23 protein-coding genes are annotated in these 23,109 nt (G+C 41.6%); 15 read left to right on the plus strand and 8 right to left on the minus strand.

The window, feature by feature from the left end; translation table 11 throughout:
• Window positions 1-64 precede the first annotated feature (64 nt).
• The 11 genes from rsxA to nadS all read left to right on the plus strand — a co-directional run bounded on the left by rsxA (window position 65) and on the right by nadS (window position 10,213).
• Entirely contained in the window at window positions 65-646 is a 582-nt protein-coding gene (rsxA, locus tag M1F25_RS11305) for an electron transport complex subunit RsxA (RefSeq protein WP_004254254.1), read from the plus strand.
• Window positions 646-1,260, plus strand: coding sequence for an electron transport complex subunit RsxB (gene rsxB / locus M1F25_RS11310; RefSeq protein ID WP_094960547.1), 615 nt, complete (start codon window positions 646-648; stop codon window positions 1,258-1,260). The genes rsxA and rsxB overlap by 1 nt, the downstream gene beginning before the upstream one ends.
• Window positions 1,253-3,826 carry an electron transport complex subunit RsxC gene (gene rsxC, locus M1F25_RS11315; RefSeq protein ID WP_181487890.1) on the plus strand — a complete coding sequence of 858 codons (2,574 nt, stop codon included), beginning with the start codon at window positions 1,253-1,255 and terminating at the stop codon, window positions 3,824-3,826. Before rsxB ends, rsxC begins: the two co-directional genes overlap by 8 nt.
• 11 nt (window positions 3,827-3,837) lie before the next feature.
• Window positions 3,838-4,923: an electron transport complex subunit RsxD gene (gene rsxD / locus M1F25_RS11320; protein WP_112307122.1), complete on the plus strand. Its 1,086-nt coding sequence runs from the start codon at window positions 3,838-3,840 to the stop codon at window positions 4,921-4,923.
• A 10-nt stretch (window positions 4,924-4,933) separates the two neighbouring features.
• Complete coding sequence (gene rsxG / locus M1F25_RS11325) at window positions 4,934-5,563, plus strand: electron transport complex subunit RsxG (protein ID WP_036957719.1); 630 nt, start codon at window positions 4,934-4,936, stop codon at window positions 5,561-5,563.
• Window positions 5,563-6,279: an electron transport complex subunit E gene (locus M1F25_RS11330; protein ID WP_094960545.1), complete on the plus strand. Its 717-nt coding sequence runs from the start codon at window positions 5,563-5,565 to the stop codon at window positions 6,277-6,279. The genes rsxG and M1F25_RS11330 overlap by 1 nt, the downstream gene beginning before the upstream one ends.
• Window positions 6,280-6,298: 19 nt before the next feature.
• Window positions 6,299-6,940 carry an endonuclease III gene (gene nth, locus M1F25_RS11335; RefSeq protein WP_181487892.1) on the plus strand — a complete coding sequence of 214 codons (642 nt, stop codon included), beginning with the start codon at window positions 6,299-6,301 and terminating at the stop codon, window positions 6,938-6,940.
• 139 nt (window positions 6,941-7,079) lie between these two features.
• Window positions 7,080-9,023 carry an exoribonuclease II gene (locus M1F25_RS11340; protein WP_181487894.1) on the plus strand — a complete coding sequence of 648 codons (1,944 nt, stop codon included), beginning with the start codon at window positions 7,080-7,082 and terminating at the stop codon, window positions 9,021-9,023.
• 201 nt (window positions 9,024-9,224) lie between these two features.
• Entirely contained in the window at window positions 9,225-9,443 is a 219-nt protein-coding gene (gene osmB, locus M1F25_RS11345; protein WP_036957717.1) for an osmotically-inducible lipoprotein OsmB, read from the plus strand.
• Between the two features lie 151 nt (window positions 9,444-9,594).
• The gene (locus M1F25_RS11350; RefSeq protein WP_036957715.1) at window positions 9,595-9,927 is read left to right on the plus strand and encodes a type II toxin-antitoxin system RelE/ParE family toxin; all 333 of its coding nucleotides are present in this window, start codon (window positions 9,595-9,597) and stop codon (window positions 9,925-9,927) included.
• Between the two features lies 1 nt (window position 9,928).
• Window positions 9,929-10,213, plus strand: coding sequence for a NadS family protein (gene nadS, locus M1F25_RS11355; RefSeq protein WP_096863771.1), 285 nt, complete (start codon window positions 9,929-9,931; stop codon window positions 10,211-10,213).
• Window positions 10,214-10,284: 71 nt separating this feature from the next.
• On the opposite strand, the gene yciH is transcribed toward nadS, so the two are convergent.
• The 5 genes from yciH to M1F25_RS11380 form a co-directional block, all read right to left on the minus strand.
• Window positions 10,285-10,611 carry a stress response translation initiation inhibitor YciH gene (yciH, locus tag M1F25_RS11360; protein WP_110591748.1) on the minus strand — a complete coding sequence of 109 codons (327 nt, stop codon included), beginning with the start codon at window positions 10,609-10,611 and terminating at the stop codon, window positions 10,285-10,287.
• On the minus strand, window positions 10,608-11,333 hold the full coding sequence (gene pyrF / locus M1F25_RS11365; RefSeq protein WP_112307124.1) for an orotidine-5'-phosphate decarboxylase: 726 nt from the start codon (window positions 11,331-11,333) through the stop codon (window positions 10,608-10,610). Before pyrF ends, yciH begins: the two co-directional genes overlap by 4 nt.
• Window positions 11,334-11,377: 44 nt before the next feature.
• Window positions 11,378-12,550, minus strand: coding sequence for a lipopolysaccharide assembly protein LapB (lapB, locus tag M1F25_RS11370; protein ID WP_094960540.1), 1,173 nt, complete (start codon window positions 12,548-12,550; stop codon window positions 11,378-11,380).
• Window positions 12,551-12,556: 6 nt separating this feature from the next.
• Window positions 12,557-12,874 (minus strand): LapA family protein, encoded by a 318-nt coding sequence (locus M1F25_RS11375; protein WP_004254219.1) that lies wholly within the window; start codon window positions 12,872-12,874, stop codon window positions 12,557-12,559.
• A gap of 145 nt (window positions 12,875-13,019) precedes the next feature.
• Entirely contained in the window at window positions 13,020-13,742 is a 723-nt protein-coding gene (locus M1F25_RS11380; protein ID WP_181487896.1) for a phosphatase PAP2 family protein, read from the minus strand.
• Window positions 13,743-13,955: 213 nt separating this feature from the next.
• Between M1F25_RS11380 and ribA the strand changes: the two genes are divergently transcribed.
• Together ribA and hemB are read left to right on the plus strand one after the other, a co-directional pair.
• Window positions 13,956-14,552 carry a GTP cyclohydrolase II gene (gene ribA, locus M1F25_RS11385; RefSeq protein ID WP_094960627.1) on the plus strand — a complete coding sequence of 199 codons (597 nt, stop codon included), beginning with the start codon at window positions 13,956-13,958 and terminating at the stop codon, window positions 14,550-14,552.
• A gap of 189 nt (window positions 14,553-14,741) precedes the next feature.
• Window positions 14,742-15,719, plus strand: coding sequence for a porphobilinogen synthase (gene hemB / locus M1F25_RS11390; protein ID WP_036957706.1), 978 nt, complete (start codon window positions 14,742-14,744; stop codon window positions 15,717-15,719).
• Window positions 15,720-15,829: 110 nt separating this feature from the next.
• On the opposite strand, the gene M1F25_RS11395 is transcribed toward hemB, so the two are convergent.
• The 3 genes from M1F25_RS11395 to cysB form a co-directional block, all read right to left on the minus strand.
• Window positions 15,830-16,273: a hypothetical protein gene (locus M1F25_RS11395; protein WP_036957705.1), complete on the minus strand. Its 444-nt coding sequence runs from the start codon at window positions 16,271-16,273 to the stop codon at window positions 15,830-15,832.
• A gap of 296 nt (window positions 16,274-16,569) precedes the next feature.
• Entirely contained in the window at window positions 16,570-19,242 is a 2,673-nt protein-coding gene (acnA, locus tag M1F25_RS11400) for an aconitate hydratase AcnA (protein WP_144140080.1), read from the minus strand.
• Between the two features lie 275 nt (window positions 19,243-19,517).
• Window positions 19,518-20,492, minus strand: coding sequence for an HTH-type transcriptional regulator CysB (gene cysB, locus M1F25_RS11405; protein WP_004254202.1), 975 nt, complete (start codon window positions 20,490-20,492; stop codon window positions 19,518-19,520).
• 315 nt (window positions 20,493-20,807) lie between these two features.
• Between cysB and M1F25_RS11410 the strand changes: the two genes are divergently transcribed.
• Window positions 20,808-22,520: a M13 family metallopeptidase gene (locus M1F25_RS11410; protein WP_250690664.1), complete on the plus strand. Its 1,713-nt coding sequence runs from the start codon at window positions 20,808-20,810 to the stop codon at window positions 22,518-22,520.
• On the plus strand, window positions 22,517-22,840 hold the full coding sequence (locus M1F25_RS11415; RefSeq protein WP_250690663.1) for a M13-type metalloendopeptidase: 324 nt from the start codon (window positions 22,517-22,519) through the stop codon (window positions 22,838-22,840). The genes M1F25_RS11410 and M1F25_RS11415 overlap by 4 nt, the downstream gene beginning before the upstream one ends.
• The last annotated feature ends 269 nt before the right edge of the window (window positions 22,841-23,109 follow it).

The following is a 23,109-nucleotide window of genomic DNA, read 5'->3' on the forward strand; positions in this document are numbered from 1 at the left end:
TATCATAATGATAGTTTAACTGGCTTCGGCCAGTTTTTGTTCTTTTTTCATTTCAGGCAATAGCATGACTGATTATCTATTACTCTTTGTTGGAACAGTGCTGGTTAACAACTTCGTTCTCGTTAAATTCCTTGGCTTATGCCCTTTTATGGGCGTCTCAAAAAAACTCGAACCGGCCATTGGAATGGGCTTAGCAACGACGTTTGTTATGACATTAGCGTCAATCAGTTCTTGGTTGATTGACACACTTGTCCTTATTCCTCTCGACCTTGTCTATCTGCGGACGCTAAGCTTTATTTTAGCGATTGCTGTTGTTGTACAGTTTACTGAAATGGTGGTCAGGAAAACGAGCCCAACGCTTTACCGTTTACTCGGTATTTTTCTGCCTTTAATTACCACCAACTGTGCGGTTCTTGGTGTTGCCTTATTAAATATTAATATGTCTCATACTTTTATGCAGTCTGCCGTGTACGGTTTTGGCGCTGCTGTGGGTTTTTCATTAGTTATGGTTTTATTTGCCGCTATTCGCGAACGTTTAGCTGTTGCCAATGTTCCTGCCCCTTTTAAAGGGTCATCAATTGGGTTAATTACAGCTGGCTTGATGTCTCTCGCGTTTATGGGCTTTAGTGGTTTGGTGAAATTCTAATGATGTCTGTATGGATTGCTATCGGTATATTAGCCGTTTTTGGCCTGATATTTGGGCTGATGTTAGGGTACGCCTCATTACGCTTTAAAGTTGAAGCAGACCCTATTGTCGAACAAGTTGAAGCGATATTGCCTCAAAGCCAGTGCGGTCAATGCAGTTACCCTGGCTGCCGTCCTTACGCCGAAGCGGTTGCAAATAATGGGGAAATGATCAACAAATGCGCCCCTGGTGGCGAGCAAGTCATGCTAAAAATCGCTGAGTTGCTTAATGTCGACCCTCAGCCGATTGATGGCGATGAAACCGCGCAAAACCCCGTTCGTAAAGTGGCTATTATCGACGAAGAAAACTGCATTGGTTGTACTAAATGCATTCAAGCTTGCCCTGTTGATGCCATCGTTGGCGCAACCCGCGCCATGCATACTGTGATTGAAGACTTGTGCACAGGCTGTGACTTATGCGTCGCCCCTTGTCCTACAGATTGTATTGAGCTTGTTCCTGTGAAAACGACTACAGCCAATTGGAAATGGGATTTAAACACTATCCCAGTAAAAAATATTAGTGTTGAACCCAATGAACAGCTTGTCACTAAAGCAAGAGGTGAAACTCATGCTTAAGCTCTTTAATTGGTTGAAAAAAGATAATATTTGGGATTTTAAAGGTGGGATTCATCCGCCTGAAATGAAGCGACAATCTAGCCAAACACCGATGCGTATTGCATCAGTGCCCAATGAGCTGATTATCCCATTACAACAACATTTGGGCCCTGAGGGAGAGCTAATTGTTCAGGTTGGTGACTCAGTATTAAAAGGCCAGCCATTGACTAAAGGGCTTGGGCGTACTGTACCTGTTCATGCATCAACTTCAGGGGTGATCACTGCAATTGAACCTATGGTAACGGCACACCCTTCAGGCTTAAAAGAATTGTGTGTGCGTATTGCAGCCGATGGCCATGATACATGGTGTACTTTGTCCCCAGAGCCTAATTACGTTCAACTAACCCGTGCTGAATTACTGCAAAAAATTGAACAAGCTGGGATAGCTGGCCTCGGTGGTGCAGGTTTCCCAACCGCATCAAAATTGGCCGGTGGTCAAGATGCGATTAAAACATTAATCATTAATGCAGCTGAATGTGAGCCTTATATCACAGCTGATGATAGGTTAATGCAAGAACATGCTCAGGAAGTTATTGAAGGCTGTCGTGTTTTACAGCATTTATTAAGCCCAGACCAAGTATTAATTGGTATTGAAGACAATAAACCCGAGGCTATCCGTGCCCTAAAACATGCTGTCACCTCGCAAGACAAACAAATATTCATCCGAGTTATACCAACAAAATACCCATCAGGTGGTGCCAAACAGCTGACTAAAATTTTGACGGGAAAAGAAGTGCCATCCGGTGCGCGTTCGTCACAAATTGGTGTGTTAATGCAAAACGTGGGTACTGTCGTCGCCATTAAGCGTGCGGTTATCGATGGTCAGCCATTGATTGAGCGTGTGGTAACCGTTACTGGTGAAGCCATCAGTAAACCGGGTAATTTTTGGGCGCGTTTAGGCACCCCCGTTAAACATCTATTACAGCAATCAGGTTTTAACCCTGGACCAGAACAAATGGTGATTATGGGGGGGCCTTTAATGGGCTTTACCCTACCCGACCTGAATGTCCCTGTCGTAAAAATTTGTAACTGTTTACTGGTTCCCACAATGGAAGAAATGGGACCTAAAGCACTAGAAGAAGCGTGCATTCGTTGTGGGTTGTGTGTCGATGCCTGCCCAGCCGGGTTACTTCCTCAGCAACTTTACTGGTTCAGTAAAGGAGATGAACACGAAAAAGCGCAAAAACATAATTTATTTGACTGCATAGAGTGTGGTGCATGTGCTTATGTGTGCCCAAGTAATATTCCGCTAGTGCAATATTATCGTCAAGAAAAAGCAGAAATTCGTGAAATAGCTCAAGAAGAGCGCCGTGCCGCTGAAGCAAAATTGCGTTTTGAAGCAAAACAGTTGCGTATGGAACGTGATAAGCAAGCGCGGGAAGAACGACATAAAAAAGCTGCTGTACAAGTAGATAGCGCTGATAAAGATGCCGTTAATGCAGCTTTAGCCCGGGTTAAAGCCAAACAGATTGCGACAACCGAACCTATTAAGATTGTTTCCGGTGAATTACCAGACAATAGTGCTGTGATTGCTGCTCGCGAAGCCCGTAAAGCACAAGTACGTGCTAAACAGGCGGAAAAACTGGCCAATACACCAGTAGAACCTACTGATATAGAGGCCACGGATGATCCTCGCAAAACCGCTGTGGCAGCCGCCATTGCACGAGCGAAAGCCAAAAAAGCCGCACAAGCGCAATCTGCAACTGAGCCAGTCGCTGACACCGTCACTGATGCAGAGGTTGACCCACGTAAAGCGGCTGTCGCAGCTGCCGTTGCACGAGCGAAAGCCAAAAAAGCAGCTCAAGCGCAATCTGCAACTGAGCCAGTCGCTAACACAGTCACTGATGCTGAGGTTGACCCGCGCAAAGCGGCTGTCGCAGCTGCCGTTGCACGAGCGAAGGCCAAAAAAGCCGCACAAGCGCAACCTGCAACTGAGCCAGTCGCTAACACAGTCACTGATGCTGAGGTTGACCCGCGCAAAGCGGCTGTCGCAGCTGCCATTGCACGAGCGAAAGCCAAAAAAGCGGCTCAAGAGCAACCTGCAACTGAGCCAGTCGCTAACACAGTCACTGATGCTGAGGTTGACCCGCGCAAAGCGGCTGTCGCAGCTGCCATTGCACGAGCGAAAGCCAAAAAAGCGGCTCAAGAGCAACCTGCAACTGAGCCAGTCGCTGACACCGTCACTGATGCAGAGGTTGACCCACGCAAAGCAGCTGTCGCTGCCGCCATTGCACGAGCGAAGGTCAAAAAAGCCGCACAAGCGCAATCTGCAACTGAGCCAGTTGCTGAAACGGTCACTGACGCTGAGGTTAACCCACGTAAAGCGGCTGTCGCGGCCGCCATTGCACGAGCGAAAGCCAAAAAAGCAGCTCAAGCAGAACAACTCGCACAAGAAGAGCTTACACCCGCCGCTGAACAACCCATTGAAGAGGAAACCGACCCTCGAAAAGTTGCCGTTGCCGCAGCGATCGCGCGAGTAAAAGCAAAGCAAGCACAAAAACAACATGAACAAACGACTACAGAGTAAGTGACAACGAGATGAAATTTAGGCCAATTGATGCGAAAAATCGCCGTTTAAAAATTGCTAGCGCACCATTTACTCATAACAATCAAAGCACCAGTTTAGTGATGCTTTGGGTACTTTTAGCAGCAATACCGGGTATTGCTGCTCAAGTTTATTTCTTTGGCGTTGGCACCTTATACCAAATTATTTTAGCGGTGCTAACAGCGGTTATCACAGAAGCAGTTTCTATTCGTTTACGCCAACAACCTGTGGTTCCTGTACTAAAAGATAATTCCGCCATTGTGACCGCATTATTATTAGCTATCAGCCTACCTCCGCTCTCACCTTGGTGGATGATCGTATTAGGGACATTTTTTGCTATTACGATTGCTAAGCAATGTTATGGTGGATTGGGGCAAAACCCTTTTAACCCTGCGATGGTGGGTTATGTCGTTTTGCTAATATCATTCCCTGTTCACATGACAAACTGGCTACCTCCGCATGAATTACAAAATATGTCGATTTCTGTACTTGATAGCCTATCCATTATTCTCAGTGGCCATACTCCAACAGGTATTACCCTCGAGCAACTACGTACAGGCATTGATGGCATGAGCCAAGCGACCCCGCTTGATAGCTTTAAAACGGGCCTACTGACTCATTCTATTTCTGAAGTATTACAACAACCTATTTTACAAGGTTCCTTAGCGGGAATTGGTTGGCAATGGGTGAATATTGGCTATTTAGTGGGTGGTTTGTTCTTATTACAGCGCCGTATTATTAGCTGGCATATTCCGGTTTCGTTCTTAGGTACATTGGCAGTTTTATCTATTGTTAGTTATTTAATTGATGATAGCCAACATGCGTCGCCATGGGTTCATTTATTGTCTGGTGCCACTATGCTAGGGGCATTTTTTATTGCGACTGACCCTGTCACCGCATCGACAACGCCTAAGGGACGGATTATTTTTGGTGTGATTATCGGTTTTCTTGTTTGGGTGATCCGTGTATACGGTGGTTACCCTGACGCTGTTGCTTTTGCCGTGTTACTCGCCAATATTACTGTTCCATTAATTGATTACTATACGCAACCTCGTGCGTACGGTCATGGACATAAGTAAGGATAACCGTATGTTGAACACGATGAGACGCCATGGGGTCACGTTAGCCATCTTTGCAGCAGGAACCACTGCGCTTAGCGCTGCAGTGTACACGTTAACGAAAGAGACTATTGCTGAGCAAGCTGCTATTGTTCAGAAAAAACTACTCGACCAAGTGATACCAAGTGATTTATACGATAACGACCTCGCAAAAGAGTGTTATTTAGTCACTAATGAGGCCATACTGGGTAATAAACAACCTAGGCGCTTGTATCTAGCCCGTAAAAATGGCGAACCTGTTGCTGCTGCCTTGGAAACAACAGCATTAGACGGCTACTCAGGCGCTATACATTTATTAGTCGGTACAGATTTTCACGGTACAGTACTGGGAACTCGTGTTACAGAACATCATGAAACACCTGGGCTTGGTGACAAAATTGAGACACGAATATCTGATTGGATTACTTATTTTAGTGGTAAAAAAATAACCTCTGATAATGACCCTAAATGGGCAGTTAAAAAAGATGGAGGTGAATTTGATCAGTTTACTGGGGCAACAATTACACCCAGAGCAGTCGTCAATGCCACTAAACGTACTGCGGTATTTATGCAACAAATTCCACAACAATTATCGAATTATCCACGCTGTGGGGACGAATAATGAGCGATTCATCTAAAGACTTATTAGTGCAAGGTTTGTGGAAAAACAACTCTGCATTAGTTCAATTATTAGGGCTTTGTCCGCTGCTCGCTGTGTCATCAACAGCAACCAACGCATTAGGACTAGGCTTAGCGACCACATTAGTCTTAGTTTGTACTAATGTTGCCGTTTCTGCTTTACGTCGTTGGGTGCCATCAGAAATTCGCATCCCTATTTATGTGATGATTATTGCTTCTGTTGTTAGCGCGGTACAAATGTTAATCAACGCATATGCTTTTGGTTTGTATGAGTCACTTGGGATTTTTATTCCGTTAATCGTTACCAACTGCATTGTGATTGGACGCGCAGAAGCCTATGCATCTCGTAATCCTGTTGGGCTATCTGCCCTTGATGGGTTTGCTATGGGCTTAGGTGCAACCGCGACCTTGCTTGTTCTAGGAGCAATTCGTGAAGTTTTAGGGAATGGGACCTTATTTGATGGCGCTGACTTGTTACTCGGTTCTTGGGCTACCTCCCTTCGTATTGAAGTGTTACACCTTGATTCCCCATTTTTACTCGCTATGCTACCGCCTGGTGCCTTCATTGGCCTAGCACTACTATTAGCTGCGAAATACTTAATTGATGAAAAAATGAAAAAAAGAGCCGCACGACAATCTGGTATTCAACCAGAACGTGAATATGAAAAACAGCAAGGTTGCGGCAGCCATATTTCTTAACAACGATATTTTGTGAGCAATGAATAAATCAAAACGCATTGAAATTCTAACTCGTCTACGGGATAACAACCCACACCCTACAACGGAGTTAGAATTTAACTCCCCTTTTGAGCTATTAATCGCCGTTTTATTATCAGCTCAAGCTACTGACGTGAGTGTCAATAAAGCGACAGCAAAGCTATATCCTGTAGCTAATACGCCTGAAGCTATTATGGCACTCGGTGTGGATGGAATAAAAGAGTACATTAAAACCATTGGCTTATTTAATACCAAAGCTGAAAGCGTCTATAAAACCTGTCAAATTTTAATCGAAAAGCACAACAGCCAAGTCCCTGAAAACCGAGAGGCTTTAGAAGCTTTACCGGGTGTTGGCCGCAAAACGGCAAATGTGGTTCTTAATACCGCATTTGGCTGGCCGACTATCGCCGTTGACACGCATATTTTCCGTGTCTGCAATCGTACTAACTTTGCTCCTGGTAAGAATGTCGTTGAAGTTGAAGAAAAACTCCTTAAAGTTGTACCTGCAGAGTTTAAAGTAGATTGTCACCATTGGTTTATTTTGCATGGACGTTATACTTGTATTGCCCGCAAACCCCGCTGTGGCTCTTGTATTATCGAAGATTTATGCGAATTTAAAGATAAAATATATCCAGAAGATTGACCAAGATACTATTTTGAATAGGTTATAGATAAACGATACTTTTAATCATGAATCTAGCCGGTAACGCATTTTTTCCTTGCTCTAAGACTTTGTCTTACGTAACAATAGAGCCAAACCCAATATTAATTAAACGGTAAGTATGTTCCAAGACAACCCACTGCTCGCACAGCTTAAACAAAAGCTACATGCCCAAACCACACGCGTCGAAGGGCTGGTAAAAAGTACAGAAAAAGGCTTTGGCTTCCTCGAAGTTGATGGCCAAAAAAGCTATTTCATTCCGCCTCCTCAAATGAAAAAGGTCATGCATGGTGATCGTGTTATTGCTGCGGTTCATACCGATAAAGACCGTGAATTTGCAGAACCAGAAGAACTGGTAGAACCTTTTTTAGATAGGTTTGTTGGGAAAATACAAAAGAAAGAAAATGATAACCGTTTATTTGTCATTCCCGATCACCCATTACTGAAGGATATGATTTCTTGCCGTCCTATCAATGGCATTACTCATGAGTTTAAGCAAGATGATTGGGTTGTTGCACAAATGCGACGCCATCCATTAAAAGGCGATAAAACCTTCTACGCTGAAATTACTGAGTTTATCACTGACGGAGATGATCATTTTGCACCATGGTGGGTAACGTTACGCCGTCACCAATTAGACCGTAATGAACCGCAAATGGTTGATAGCGAACGTGATGACCAAGGTATTGAACGAGTTGATTTAACTCACTTGCACTTTACGACCATAGACAATGCAAGTACTGAAGATATAGATGACGCACTCTATGTTGAAAAAACCGATAATGGTGACTTAAAACTGTATATCGCTATTGCTGACCCAACAAGCTATATACCAGAAGGTAGCGAACTCGATAAACTGGCTTTAGCCCGTGGCTACACCAACTATTTACCGGGTTTTAATATTCCAATGCTACCGCGCAAATTATCTGACGACCTGTGCTCTTTGCGCCCAAATGAACGTCGCCCTGCTTTAGTCTGCATTGCGCTCATCAAAGAAGATGGTCGCATTGACGATAATATTGAGTTTTTCAGCGCTTGGGTCGAATCAAAATCTAAATTAGTTTATGACGAAGTCTCTGATTGGCTTGAAAATACAGGCAGTTGGCAGCCAGCAAATGACACTGACAAACAACAAATTTTGCTGCTTAAAGAAATGGCAGATAGGCGTTTACTATGGCGCGAAAACAATGCACTCGTGTTCAAAGATCGCCCTGATTACCGCTTTGTATTAGATGACAAAGGAATTGTGGTTGATATCGTGACTGAACGTCGCCGCAGTTCTAATCGCATTGTTGAAGAAGCCATGATCACCTCTAACCTCTGTGCTGCCGCAGTACTGAAAGAAAAATTAGGATTTGGCGTATTTAATGTGCATATGGGCTTTGAACCCCTGCAAATTGACCAAGTCGTGCAAACGCTTAAAGATAACGGCATTGAAACAACGGCTGAATCATTATTATCACTAGAAGGCTTCCGCCAACTACGCCGTCAACTAGATGCACAGCCGACCCAATTCCTCGATAGCCGCATTCGCCGTTACCAAACTTTTGCAGAAGTCAAAGCTGAACCCGGCCCGCATTTTGGTTTAGGGTTTGAAGCTTATGCGACTTGGACTTCACCAATTCGTAAATATACCGATATCGTCAACCACCGTTTAATCAAATCTATTATTGCTGGTAAACCTTCAACGAATAAGCCATCCGAAGAATTATCAATCAAGTTAGCCGAACGTCGTCGTGCAAACCGCATGGCTGAACGTGATGTGGGTGATTGGCTCTATTCTCGTTACTTAAAACCTTTTGAAGGTACGGATACCAAATTCCCAGCTGAAATTATTGATATCACTCGCGGTGGCGTAAGAGTCCGTTTGGTAGATAATGGTGCTGTAGCTTTTGTTCCTGCGCCTTTTATTCATAGTGTTCGTGATGAGATCCAATGTAGCCAAGAAACAGGTAATGTACTTGTTAAAGGTGAAATAGCTTACCAACTTAACGATATTATCAATGTCACCATTAATGAAGTTCGTATGGAAACACGTAATATCGTCGCTAGACCAGCCAAATAACAGCTTTTCTGCTACTCTTTAAAGACCATAGTTTGAAACCTATGGTCTTTTATTTTTCTATCTACTTTTTTACAACCTAAAATTCGCATTAAACGTTAAACTGCAAACACTTTTCCATATTTTTTCCTGATTATTCTTATTCGTAAATTTACCTATCATGATATTTTGTTAACTGTTAAATCTGTATTAAGGGTCATTAAAATGAACACAGTAAGCAAACGTATTTTATCATTCATGGTGATAGCTACTGTCGCTATCAGCGTCAGTGCCTGTTCAAATATGTCTAAACGCGATAAAAACACAGCGATTGGTGCCGGTGTAGGAGCTGTTGGTGGCGCTGTATTGACAGGCGGAAGTTCCATAGGAACCGTAGGTGGTGCAGCTATTGGCGGAATTATTGGCCACCAAGTAGGCAAATAAATCTCATAATATCCTTTAGTCGCTCTCCTTAATCTAAAATAGCGTTCAGTATGAACGCTATTTTATTTTTTATATCCGATAATCTATTAAACTATTGACGGCAAAAAGTGTACAAAGTACACTTGCAATTAATACAAAGGGAGGGAACCCTGTGAGTCACGCAATTGAATTTATTGAAACCAGCTTTTTTACCAAACAAATCCAATCTATCGCCACACAAGAAGAACTTAGGATATTACAAAATGAACTTATCGCATGGCCAGATAAAGGCGATATCATCCAAGGAACGGGTGGGCTTCGTAAAATTAGGATGGCAACTGGTAATAAAGGAAAAAGTGCAAGTGTACGAGTTATTTATTTCCTAGCTACAGCAGAAATTATTTATTTTATAATGGCTTATCCAAAAAATGTCAAAGATACGCTAAATGACTTAGAAAAAGCAGAATTAAAGAAACTAACGAAATTACTAAAAAATGAGGTATAAAATGAGTATATTCAACGAATTAAAAGCCTCTTTAGAAGAAGCTGTTGAAATAAAACAAGGCCATCAAAAAGCCGCTAATGTTACTCGTTACGAAATTACTGATGTCAAAGCTATTCGAGAGCAACTGAATGTTTCCCAAAGCGAATTAGCTCATGCACTAGGAACTAGCCTCGATACAATTAAAAGTTGGGAACTTAAACGACGAAACCCAACAGGGCTAGCAGCTAAAATACTCATCGCCATTAAACGTAACCCAGCTTTATTTGCTGAGTTAGCAGCAATTTAACCACTTCTTCGTTATAAATGAGTGGCTTTCTAAGTAGCCACTCATGACAAACAGTAAAATTTTCGAACCTATCAGCCACCAGCTAACTTAACTTGAAAACCTTTCGCCTCAAGGTACTGTTTGATAACATCACGTTTATCGCCTTGAATTTCAACGTTACCGTCTTTGACAGCTCCGCCACAGCCACACTTCTTTTTAAGATCAGCCGCTAATTTAGCTAATTCGCTGTCTTCAAGGTCAAGACCAGTTACAACACAAACCCCTTTTCCTTTACGGCCTGATGTCTCACGGCGGATCCGCACAATACCATCACCTTTAGGCCTTTCAATTTTGGGTTTATCTTCAGCAATACGCCCTGTTTCTGTACTGTAAACAAGACGACTATTTGAATCATTCATAGCAAACCTTCAATAGACTGATTGATTTGTTGTAATGTGGCAGTTGGGTTTTCACTACGCGTAATCGGACGACCAATCACCATATAATCCACACCCGCCTTCACTGCATCTTGTGGTGTCATAATGCGGCGTTGGTCCCCAACATCACTTCCCGTTGGGCGAATACCTGGGGTAACTAATTTGAAATCGGCACCACAAATTTGTTTTAAACGTTGGGCTTCATGAGCAGAGCAAACAACACCATCTAGCCCGCATTGTTTGGTTAATAAGGCCAAACGCTCTGCATGAGCAGCTGGTGACAGGTTAATCCCAACACCAATGAGGTCAGATTCATCCATACTCGTTAATACGGTTACTGCTGTGAGTAATGGCGCCTCTTTACCATAAGGCTCAAGAGATTGGCGTGCCGCCTCCATCATACGAGCACCACCACTTGCATGAACATTAACCATCCATACCCCCATTTCAGCCGCAGCTGCAACCGCTCGGGCAACAGTATTTGGAATATCATGAAACTTCAAATCTAAGAAAACATCAAAACCACGATCATGGAGTGACTTAACAAATTGAGGACCATTAAAAGTAAACATTTCTTTGCCTACTTTTAAGCGACAATCACGTGGGTCAATGCGATCCACAAAAGCCAAAGCCTCATTAGCATTTTCATAGTCAAGTGCCACAATAATTGGTGAATGTGTGTGGTTCTCAGTTGAGGAAATCATTTCTTAGCCTTTAAAGAGTCGTTATTATTTAAAAAGTGACGCTGTCACTGCCCATCTAGCCCACGAATAGGTTTAATCGTGTCCCACGAGCGACAAGATGGGCAATGCCAATATAATGCACGTGATGTAAACCCACATTTATGGCAACGATAATCGGGTTTGGTACGAATTTGCTCCCCTACCATTTTTCGTAGCAAGATCAAACTTTCTTTTGCCCTTCCATCTTCAGCTTCTTCAAGATGGTAATCCATTAAACGATAGAATAAACGCATGGTAGGATGACGTTGAATTTGGTCATTAATATAATTTGCAGCGGCTTCGTGATTTTGCTTTTCAACAATAATATCCGCTAAATAAAGCTCTGCAATAGCCCCTGAGTTACCCGCAACACACTGACGTAGGTAATCTTCCCACTCATCGGCTTGGCCAGTATGTTGGTAGCAATCAAACAGCAAAGGTAGCGTTTCAGCGACGAGCTCTCTATCTTGCTCATAGACTTGTTTTAGGACATGAATTGCTTTGTCGTAATTACCTTGTTCGATGAACAACCGCCCTTTCATAATTGAGACCCGAGCGCAGTGGTTGTCGGCTTGCTCTGCCTTATTTAAAAAGGTCAGTGCATCTTCGAGATCATCGCTAGCAAGTTGTTGAGTCGCTAATTCACAATAAAAGTGTGCAATTTGCTCACGTAGCTCTGTATGCCCTAATTTAACCAGTTTACCTGCTGTTTCAATAGCTTTTGTCCAATCACTGGTTAATTGATAAATATTTAACAGGGATTGTAAGGCACTTTGTTTGAAATCGACTTCATCCGTCAATTGTTGAAACATGTTTTCTGCTCGGTCATAAACCCCAGCAGCCATGTAATCTCGACCGAGTTGTTGAGTTGCTAATAAGCGTTGTTCAAATGATAAAGCGGCACTTTCCACCAGCGACTGGTGAATACGAATGGCGCGTTCAACTTCACCACGAGAACGGAATAAATTTCCCAACGTGAGGTGTGCTTCAAAAGCAGAGCTATCTTCATTTTTCAGCATGTCGAGGAATAAATCGACAGCTTTATCTTGTTGATTAGACAATAGGAAGTTAACGCCTGTCACATAATCACGTGACAAGCGATTCGCATGTTGTTGCTTATCTTGTTGAGCACTTCTGCGCCCCATGTACCAACCGTAAGCAGCAGCAACTGGTAGCAGCAGAAACAGCAACTCGAACATACAGGATTATTCCTTGTTCTGAGTCGTCACTAATGAGGTTGAATCGGAAATATGACTTTCTCCAGCACCTAATTGTGATTCTAAACGTCTAATTTTACGACGTGCGTTTTTCAGGCTAACAATGACTCGTAAATAAAACACAGCACAAACTAGCCAACCTAGCACAAAACCGACACCAAAAAGTGATGCAAGAAGGGTCGATAATGAAAAATCCCCTTTTGCAATCAGGTAGTTAAATGTAATAACCTGATCATTGCTTGAACCTAGCGTAATCGAAATAATAAAAAAAGCGACCGCTAGTAATAAAATCAGAAAATATTTCACATTTATTCCCGTTATCAGTTCTATTCATCCAATAATATCTACCTGTTAAGGTAGCATTTCCAACGCATTCAGACAAAGCAATTTATTTTATACAATGAGAGATTTAAGTCAGATCTCCCCTAATAATGGTTAACTTGATGAAAGATTAATCGGTTTTACTCAGTATTCCCCATGCTCGCAAAATATAATAACCAAATAAGGCAAAACACGCACTGATGATCACTGAAGTAATTATATCAATAGGCCAATGCATGCCCAACAACATACGACTAAATGCAATCCCCTCAGCCCAAATAGCGAGCCCTATCGATAAAACGTATAAACGTTGTTGCCAAAAAAGCGCAATTAAAAACAATGCCCAGCCAGCTGCAAATAACATATGACCAGAAGGAAAAGAATATCCGGTTTCTGTTTGCCAGTGTTTACGCTGCCATTTCGCTATATATTCATCTTGTTTGACGGTGTCTTTAATTAATTTTGCTCGTTCACTACGTTTTAACGCATAAAAGTCTGATGAAGGAATTTGATATTCGGTTGCCAGCCATTCCACATAAGGGCGAGGCTCTTTAAACGTACTTTTTAATGCCGTCTTCAAACCTTGCTGCAGTAATACAATGCCAACAAGAACAAGCAATATTTTCAGTCGCTGTTTTTTTTCTGAACGAAAGATAAATACAACAGCTCCAAGAAATAACAGAGACGTTAAAATACTATAAGGTGCTCCCGCAGTGTCTGTCAGCCAGAGTATCCATTTCATTGAGTTAAACTGGGTTTCTGGTGACCAATGCCACCCTGTAACTATCATCACCATGGGAGGCATAATTAATAACAATGCAAAAGTACAAACGACCAAAACAGTTTTTTTCATTCAACGTGTTCCAAATAAAGTTCTATTAAATATACAAATATTCCATTCACCTATTATTAACTCTGTTATAGTAATACAGCGTTGGTCGTGTGCAAAGAATACCAACCTCTATATGCTAAACGTCATATAGCATCGATGTATTATAGTTAAGCTACTTTATATCGATAAACGTTATTAATTAAGCAAGAGTTACTTTAACTAATGAAAGAAAATATGCAGCTAAAACGCGTTGCCGAAGCTAAGCTCCCTACACCTTTTGGTGAATTTTTGATGGTGGGTTTTGAAGAAATCGCAACCGGTCGTGATCATGTAGCGTTAATTTTTGGCGATATCTCAGGAAGTGAACCGGTACTCAGCCGGATCCACTCCGAATGTTTAACAGGAGATGCGTTATTTAGTCTACGCTGCGATTGTGGTTTTCAATTAGAAGCCGCACTCTCTCAGATTAGTAAAGAAGGCCGAGGGGTATTACTTTACCATCGTCAAGAAGGCCGAAATATTGGCTTGCTGAATAAAATCCGAGCTTATGCATTGCAAGATCAAGGCTTAGATACGGTTGAAGCTAACATTAAGTTAGGCTTTAAAGCGGATGAACGTGATTTTACCTTATGCTCTGATATGTATAAGTTATTGGGGATAAATGAAGTCCGCTTATTGACGAATAACCCGAAAAAAATCGATATCATGCGTGAAGCTGGAATTAACGTGGTAGAACGTGTTCCGTTGATCGTTGGCCGCAACCCAAGTAATGAACATTATCTTGACGTTAAAGCAGAAAAAATGGGCCATATGCTATTTAAGCACCAATGACCTCAGCAAAGGAAGAGTGTTCTGCTCTTCCCTTTATTTTTCCTATTTCATTATCACCATTCAAAGTGTGCCATTTATCCACGGCTATATTCACTTTCTTTCCATAAGGTTTATACTGTTAGCCATCTGATTACCCTGACGAATAAACTGAGTTTTTGAGGTTTATTCCGCATACTACCAGGAGATACTGTGAACAACCTGCATTCCATTCAACGCATGAGAAGATTGCGTAAAACTGAAAAACTCCGCACTTTATTCCAAGAAACTCACCTTTCTATTAATGACCTTTGCTTGCCAATTTTTGTTGAAGAAGAACTCGACGATTATATGCCAATCAACAGCATGCCGGGTGTTATGCGTATTCCTGAAAAACGCCTTGCTTATGAAATTGAGCGTATCGCAAATGCAGGAATAAAATCAGTGATGACCTTTGGGGTTTCCCATCATCTTGATGATAATGGTAGTGATGCATGGCAAGAAAATGGTTTAGTGGCACGTATGTCACGTATCTGTAAAGAAACCGTCCCTGAAATGATAGTGATGTCTGACACCTGTTTTTGTGAATACACTTCCCATGGTCACTGTGGTGTCATGCACGGCCATATCGTTGATAACGATGCAACCATCCATAACCTAGGTTTACAAGCGGTTGCCGCTGCACGCGCAGGTGCTGATTTTATTGCCCCATCTGCTGCAATGGATGGCCAAGTTGCCGCAATTCGTCATGCACTTGATGAAGCTGGTTTTACAGACACCGCTATTATGTCTTACTCCACAAAATTTGCTTCAGCACTGTATGGCCCATTCCGAGATGCAGCGGGTTCATGCCTTAAAGGGGATAGAAAAACCTATCAGATGAACCCAATGAACCGCCGTGAAGCACTACATGAATCACTAATTGATGAACGTGAAGGTGCTGACGCGCTAATGATTAAACCTGCTGGGGCTTATTTGGATATTATTCGTGATTTACGCGAGCATACCCAATTACCTATCGGTGCTTATCAAGTCAGTGGCGAATATGCACAAATTAAATTTGCTGCTCAAGCGGGTGCAATTGATGAAACTCGTGTGGCTCTTGAAACACTGGGGTCAATCAAACGCGCAGGTGCTGATCTTATTTTCACTTATTTTGCTTTACAATTAGCCGAAGCCAACGCGCTATAATCTCATTCAGTTAAAGAAACCCGCACCACTGTATATAATTACAGCAGTGCGGGTTTTTGTCATTTTTGTTGAATAATAATACTTAAATCGACCAATTAACAACCAAATGGCTATTTTGCTCTTTGCAATTCAAGTTGTTGAGTTAGTGTTTGCGCATAATGCTGTGCTTGCTCTGCCGTTGCCAAACCAGCAATCAATAAATCTTGTTTACCCGCAGATGTTGTTGCGACCACTCCCCAGTAATCAACTTCAACCGTAATACTTTCAGGGTTTTGATCGGGCATCGGCAGAATATCAAAGTAGTCTTGTAATGGCGCAATAGTAATGGCGGTATAATCTGCATTTAAGCCGAGTGGAAATTCTTTGTCTGCATATAAACGCAAATCATGGACTTCCGTTTCAGGTGTTCTCATCACAATAGAATATAAGTTAGGTATGTGCTCCAAAATGTCACGAACCTCTTCGTTCGCACCATCAAAATGGGATGTGGTTAATAAGATATCTGCTGCCCACAATGCCCCTTTATAGAAATCGGTTTCATTGATATCTGCCATACTCATTTCCTTAATAGTGTTTTCGATAAGCTCAGTCACATGGTGACCCATGCTAAAGCTATTACATTCAATTATTTTGCACAAAGAAACTTATTTATGGCGAACTTCACCCTATTTTCATTTAGCCTAGTTGCGACTATTTTCTCCTTTAATTTACCGTCTATTTAACACCATAACGTAGATTGCCATCAAAAATATTGAGAAAAAACAAGATTGATAAATAAGATTAAATATTAAAAAATAAAAACGCCCGTAGGATACAATCTTACAGGCGTTGAAGTGTCATGATTTAATGATTAATGTAACATCTGCCTTATCACATAATGCAAAATACCACCATGACGGTAATAATCCATCTCCGTTGCAGTATCAATACGACAGCGAGTTATAACTTCTTTTATATCCCCATTACCATAAGTGATTTTCACCGTGATATCCTGCCCTGGGGTAATTGACTGAAGCCCTGTGACATCAATGCGTTCATCACCTTTTAACCCGAGAGTTTTACGAGATACCCCATCTTTAAATTCTAAAGGTATAATCCCCATGCCAATCAAATTAGAACGGTGGATACGCTCGTATGATTCAGTAATGACAACTCTCACACCTAACAAATTCGTACCTTTCGCTGCCCAATCTCGGCTAGAACCTGAACCATATTCTTTCCCGGCGATTATGGCCAGTGGGTGATTTTCTTGTTGATACAGCATTGCCGCATCATAAATCGCCATTTGTTTGCCTGTCGGTATATGTAAGGTATATCCCCCCTCTACACCCGGCACCATTTCATTGCGAATACGAATATTCGCAAATGTTCCTCGCATCATCACTTCATGGTTACCACGACGCGAGCCATAAGAGTTGAAATCTGCAACAGCAACGCCGTGTTCTTGCAGATAACGCCCCGCTGGACTCTCTTTTTTGATATTCCCTGCTGGAGAAATATGGTCAGTAGTTACCGAGTCGCCGAGGATCGCTAAAATATTTGCACCATGAATATCTTTGACCGGTGCTGGCTGGACTTGCATGCCTTCAAAGAAAGGTGGATGGCGAATATAGGTTGAGTCTTCTTGCCAGTGATAAGTTGAAGAGCTTTCAACTTTCAATGCTCTCCAAGCGTCATCACCTTCAAAGACCGCATTATATTCTTTGCGGAACATGTCTGTTTTAACTTGCTGTACAGCTTGGGCAATTTCAGCACTCGATGGCCAAATATCTTTCAAATAAACATCGTTACCTGATTTATCGACACCGATAGGATCGGTTTTCAAGTTGATATTCATGTTACCCGCCAGAGCATATGCAACAACAAGTGGCGGTGATGCTAACCAGTTGGTTTTCACCAATGGATGAATTCGCCCTTCAAAGTTACGGTTACCCGATAACACAGCGCCAACGGTAAGATCCGCTTGTTTAATCGCCTCTTCTATTGGTTCTGGTAATGGGCCTGAGTTACCAATACAGGTTGTGCATCCATATCCGACAAGATTGAATCCGAGCTTATCTAAATAAGGCGTTAAACCCGCGACAGCAAGATAATCAGTGACAACTTTTGAACCCGGTGCCAATGATGATTTAACCCATGGCTGACGGACTAACCCTTTTTCAACGGCTTTTTTCGCTAATAGTCCTGCAGCCATTAATACACTTGGGTTCGACGTATTCGTACAAGATGTAATTGCCGCAATAACGACTGCACCATCGGTTAACTCAAAAGTTTTATTTTGATATTTAACAGAAGGATAGCTCGATTGAATTTTTTTATTAACTTCTAACTCTACTGCACCGCGAAATGCTTTTGGTACTTGGCTGAGTTCAACTCTATCTTGCGGACGTTTAGGGCCTGCTAAGCTGGATTCAACCGTCGACATGTCTAACTCAAGTGTACTGGTAAAAATAGGTTCATCACCTGCATAACGCCACAAACCCTGTTCTTTGCTATAAGCTTCCACCAGCGCAATTTCATCATCACTGCGCCCAGTTAAACGCATATAAGATAGCGTCACTTCATCAACAGGGAAAAAACCACAAGTTGCGCCATATTCTGGTGACATATTCGCAATCGTTGCTCGGTCTGCTAATGGTAAATCCGCTAGGCCATCACCATAAAATTCAACAAATTTACCCACAACACCATGTTGACGTAGCATTTGTGTTACCGTCAATACAAGGTCGGTTGCCGTTATCCCTTCGGATAATTTCCCTGTTAATTTAAAACCAACAACATCAGGGATCAGCATTGAAACCGGTTGGCCTAACATCGCGGCTTCAGCTTCAATACCACCGACACCCCAACCTAACACACCTAACCCATTGATCATCGTCGTATGAGAGTCCGTACCCACTAAAGTATCGGGATAAGCATATAATTTACCGTCAATTTCTTCATACCATACTGCCTTGCCAAGGTATTCTAAATTAACTTGGTGACAGATACCGGTACCCGGCGGCACCACTTGAAAACGATTAAATGCTTTTTGGCCCCAACGTAAAAATAAATAACGTTCATGGTTACGCGCCATTTCAATTTCAACGTTATCGCCAAATGCTGATTCGGTTGCAAACTCATCCACCATCACTGAGTGGTCAATCACTAAATCAACAGGTGACAACGGGTTTACTTGCTCAACATTGCCGCCAAGGGATTTAACTGCTTCACGCATAGCGGCAAGGTCAACAACAGCAGGAACACCCGTGAAGTCTTGCATGAGAACACGCGCTGGGCGATAAGCAATTTCTCTATCTGCATGCGCGTTTTTTTGCCAGTCAATTATTGCTTGTAAATCTTGTTCGACAACTGAGGTGCCATCAATATGACGTAATAAATTTTCGAGTAAAACTTTTAATGACTTAGGTAATTTAGTCCCCTCACCGAGCTTTTTTTCAGCAAGCGCTAAACTGAAGTAATTATACTGCTTGTTTCCAACATTGAGTGTCGAAGCACTCGTTGTTTTTAGACTCAACGACATAACTCCTCCTTGGTTTTTATGGCTATGGCAATATTTGTATTTACCACCATTATTTTTTGTTAACCAATTGTAATCATAGTTGCTCTAGAAATTTGATTTATAGATTTTGTGCCAAATATTGAATTTTTCTCTATTAATAATAGGAAATTTAAGATAAGAAGGGAAATAAGTCAGGAAAAAACCAAGTACACCAACTCGGTAATAATAAAAACCCTAGAAATACGATCACTAGGGTTCCTACTTACAAATTATGACAAGGCAAAAATATAAAGAAATTAAATGATAGGCAGTTTCATATCTTTAAAAAACTCTTCAATTTCTTCATTGTTACGTATAGCAACCGCTTTATCGACCACATCACGGGTTAGATGCGGTGCGAAACGCCACATAAAATCATACATATAACTACGCAAGAAACTAGTACGTTTAAAACCAATCTTGGTTGTGCTATAGCTGAACTTATCACGCATATCAATCACAACTAAATCGCTATCACTAACAGGGTCAACGGCCATACTCGCGATAATACCGATCCCTAACCCTAATCTAACATAGGTTTTAATCACGTCAGCATCGGTTGCAGTAAAAATAATTTTGGGCTCAAGACCAATTTTCTGAAATGCCACATCTAATTCTGAACGGCCAGTAAACCCATGAGTATAGGTTACAATTTGATATTCAGAGATATCTTCAATAGTGACATTTTTTTTCGTTGCAAGTGGATGGTCTTTTTGCACGACCACACAGCGATTCCAATGGTAGCATGGCAACATAATCAAATCGTTATAAAGGTGCAATGCTTCGGTTGCTATCGCAAAATCACTGTTACCTTTGCACACTTCCTCAGCGATTTGCGTTGGTGATCCTTGCTGCATGTGCAATGAAACATGTGGATAACGCTCAATAAAACCTTTGATTGTCGGAGGCAAAGCATAACGAGCTTGTGTATGTGTCGTGGCAATACTCAAGCTACCTCTATCTGGATAAGTATGCTCCCCAGCAACCGAGCGGATCGCTTCTATTTTTGATAGCACTTCTCGGGAGATCCGTACCACTTCTTCCCCTGCGGGAGTAACATGCGTTAAGTGCTTACCACTACGCGCAAAAATTTGGATCCCAAGCTCATCTTCAAGCATCCGCACTTGTTTACTGATACCGGGCTGTGACGTAAAAAGCCCCTCAGCGGTTGAGGAGACATTCAAGTCATGGTTAACCACTTCAACAATATAACGTAATTGCTGCAATTTCATATTTCAGTCTACCTCATACAGGAATAATGTGCATTTGCTATCTATAGCTAAAGAATATTACATATAGCTAATAGTTATAATTGATTTATTTGATATAACCAATATAACATCATTCTCTGAAGAATAAACAGTATGATGATAAAATTTCATCTAAATACCCTCTACAATGAAGAAAAGCAGTAAGGTACTGCAAAGACGGATTAACTTTATTTCATTATGTGGTTCAATAAGTGAAATAAATTTTGCAGAACACTCGCTCCAAGGTTTAACGTATTAGAGTGGATATCGTAATTCTCAACGAAGAGAGGTGGTTACATGCGTTTAAATGTTTTGGCTTTAATTATTGGTATGTCGACTATTTCTTTTGCCCCGTCACTATTGGCAAAAGAAGTTAGTTATGGACAACAAAAAATTGTTTTGTCTGACACGATTGAACCCGGCAATGATTTTTACCGTTATGTGAATGAAGATTGGATAAATAAAGCGCAAATCCCTACCGGTATGCCACGTATTAACTCTTTTGTGGAATTATACTTAAATACAGAAAAACAAATTCAATCGATAATTGACCAGCTACAGCAGATCCCCGAAAACAAACTTACGCATAATCAACGAAATATTCGAAATTTATATCTTAGTTACCTGAATGAAACGGCTATCGAACAGGCAGGAATTACCCCAATAAAATCCGATTTAGATGCCATTAAGAAAGCTAAAAGCCATAGTGATATTAGCCAGTTAATGACCCAACCCGACTACAAATCATTGATTTCTTATTGGGTAGACTTAGATGCTAAAGCACCGGATACCTATGTGCTTTATATCGGCCAAGGCGGCTTAGGGCTACCTAATCGGACTTATTACCTCGATAACACACCGCAAATGGAAGATATTCGAAAAAGTTATATCGCTTATATCGCTACCATGTTAGAGCTAGCCGGTGAAAAAGATGTCACACAAAAAGCACAGAAAATTTTTGATTTAGAAAAAGCGATTGCAACTGTACATTGGAGCCCTGAGGCCCGCCGTGACACTATCAAAAATTACCATGCAATGACCTTAGCTGAAATGAAAAACCATACCCAAGGTTTTGATTGGGATAGCTTTATTACTAGCCGCAAGTTAACTGATAAGCAACTTGCGAAAGTGGTCGTTGAAACGGACAGCGCAGTTGAACAAACTGCAAAGATTTTTGCAGATACCCCAGTTTCGACATTAAAAGATTACTTAACCTTTCAGTATATTAGTGAGCACGCACGTTATTTAAACCAAACCATCGCAGATGCACAGTTTGATTTTTACTCGAAAAAACTCAATGGTATTGAGAAGCAACGCACCCGCCAAGAGCGCGCTTTGCAAACCGTTAACTCACTCCAAGGCGAGCCATTAGGGCAAATTTACGTCGAACAATATTTCGACCCTCAAGCTAAAGAAAAAATTAAAGATTTGGTTAGTTATGTGAGAGGAACATTTAATTCACGCTTAAAAGTCAATGACTGGATGGATGAGCCTACTCGTCAAGAAGCCCTTAAAAAATTGGAACAATTCACGGTTAAAGTGGGTTATCCAGACCAATGGAATGATTTCAGTGAGATTAACCTCAAGCCCGATTCATTATTAGATAATTATAAGCAAGTTTTAGCTTGGTCATATGATGATATGATTGGCAAAATTGGTCAGCCTGTTCGTCAATGGGAATGGGGAATGACGCCACAAACAGTTAATGCCTATTTCAACCCTGTTCAAAATGAAATTGTGTTCCCTGCTGCAATTTTACAAGCACCGTTCTTTGACCCTAATGTTGACCCAGCCTATAACTATGGCGCAATAGGTGCAGTCATCGGCCACGAAATGGGCCATGGTTTTGACGACCAAGGCAGTTTATATGACGGAACCGGGCAGTTACGTAATTGGTGGAGTGAGAGCGCTAAAACCCACTTTAAAGAGAAAACCGCTAAGCTTGTTGAACAATATAACGGCTTTACTGTTGATGGCTTAAAGGTGAACGGTGAGCTTACATTAGGGTGAATATTGGTGACCTCGGTGGGTTAAATATCGCCTTAAGTGCTTATAAGCAATTTGCCAAAGAAAACTACCCAAATGGTGAGGCTCCAATTATTGACGGAACAACTGGGTTACAGCGTTTCTTCATTGCTTGGGCACGCACGTGGCAAGAGCTGTCAAATAAAGAATCTGAACGTAATAAGATTATGACAGACCCTCATAGCCCTAACCAATTTCGCGCAAATGGCGTAGTACGTAATATTGATGACTGGTACGAAACATTCGGTGTTAATAAAAATAACGCCCTGTATTTGGCACCAGAACAGCGTATTCGTATTTGGTAATAGAAAAAAGGCTCAGATTATTTTCTGAGCCCTTCATAGCTAGGTAACAAATGGTGCTAAGCCCTAGTGGCATATATTAGTATATTTAAAATTAGCAAGCCCAACTAACAATACTGCTATTTAAATAACTTTTTAATCAATACAATACGCTAAATCGTTCAAGTTGTGGCTAGGCAGCAAGCGGCGCTAAGACCTAGGAGCATACATCAGTATGTGACTAGGGGTAGCAAGCACAGCTAACAACGCCACAGCTTTGAAATATTAATAAA

Source organism: Providencia sp. PROV109 (genome assembly GCF_033681625.1).
Lineage (GTDB): Bacteria > Pseudomonadota > Gammaproteobacteria > Enterobacterales > Enterobacteriaceae > Providencia > Providencia hangzhouensis.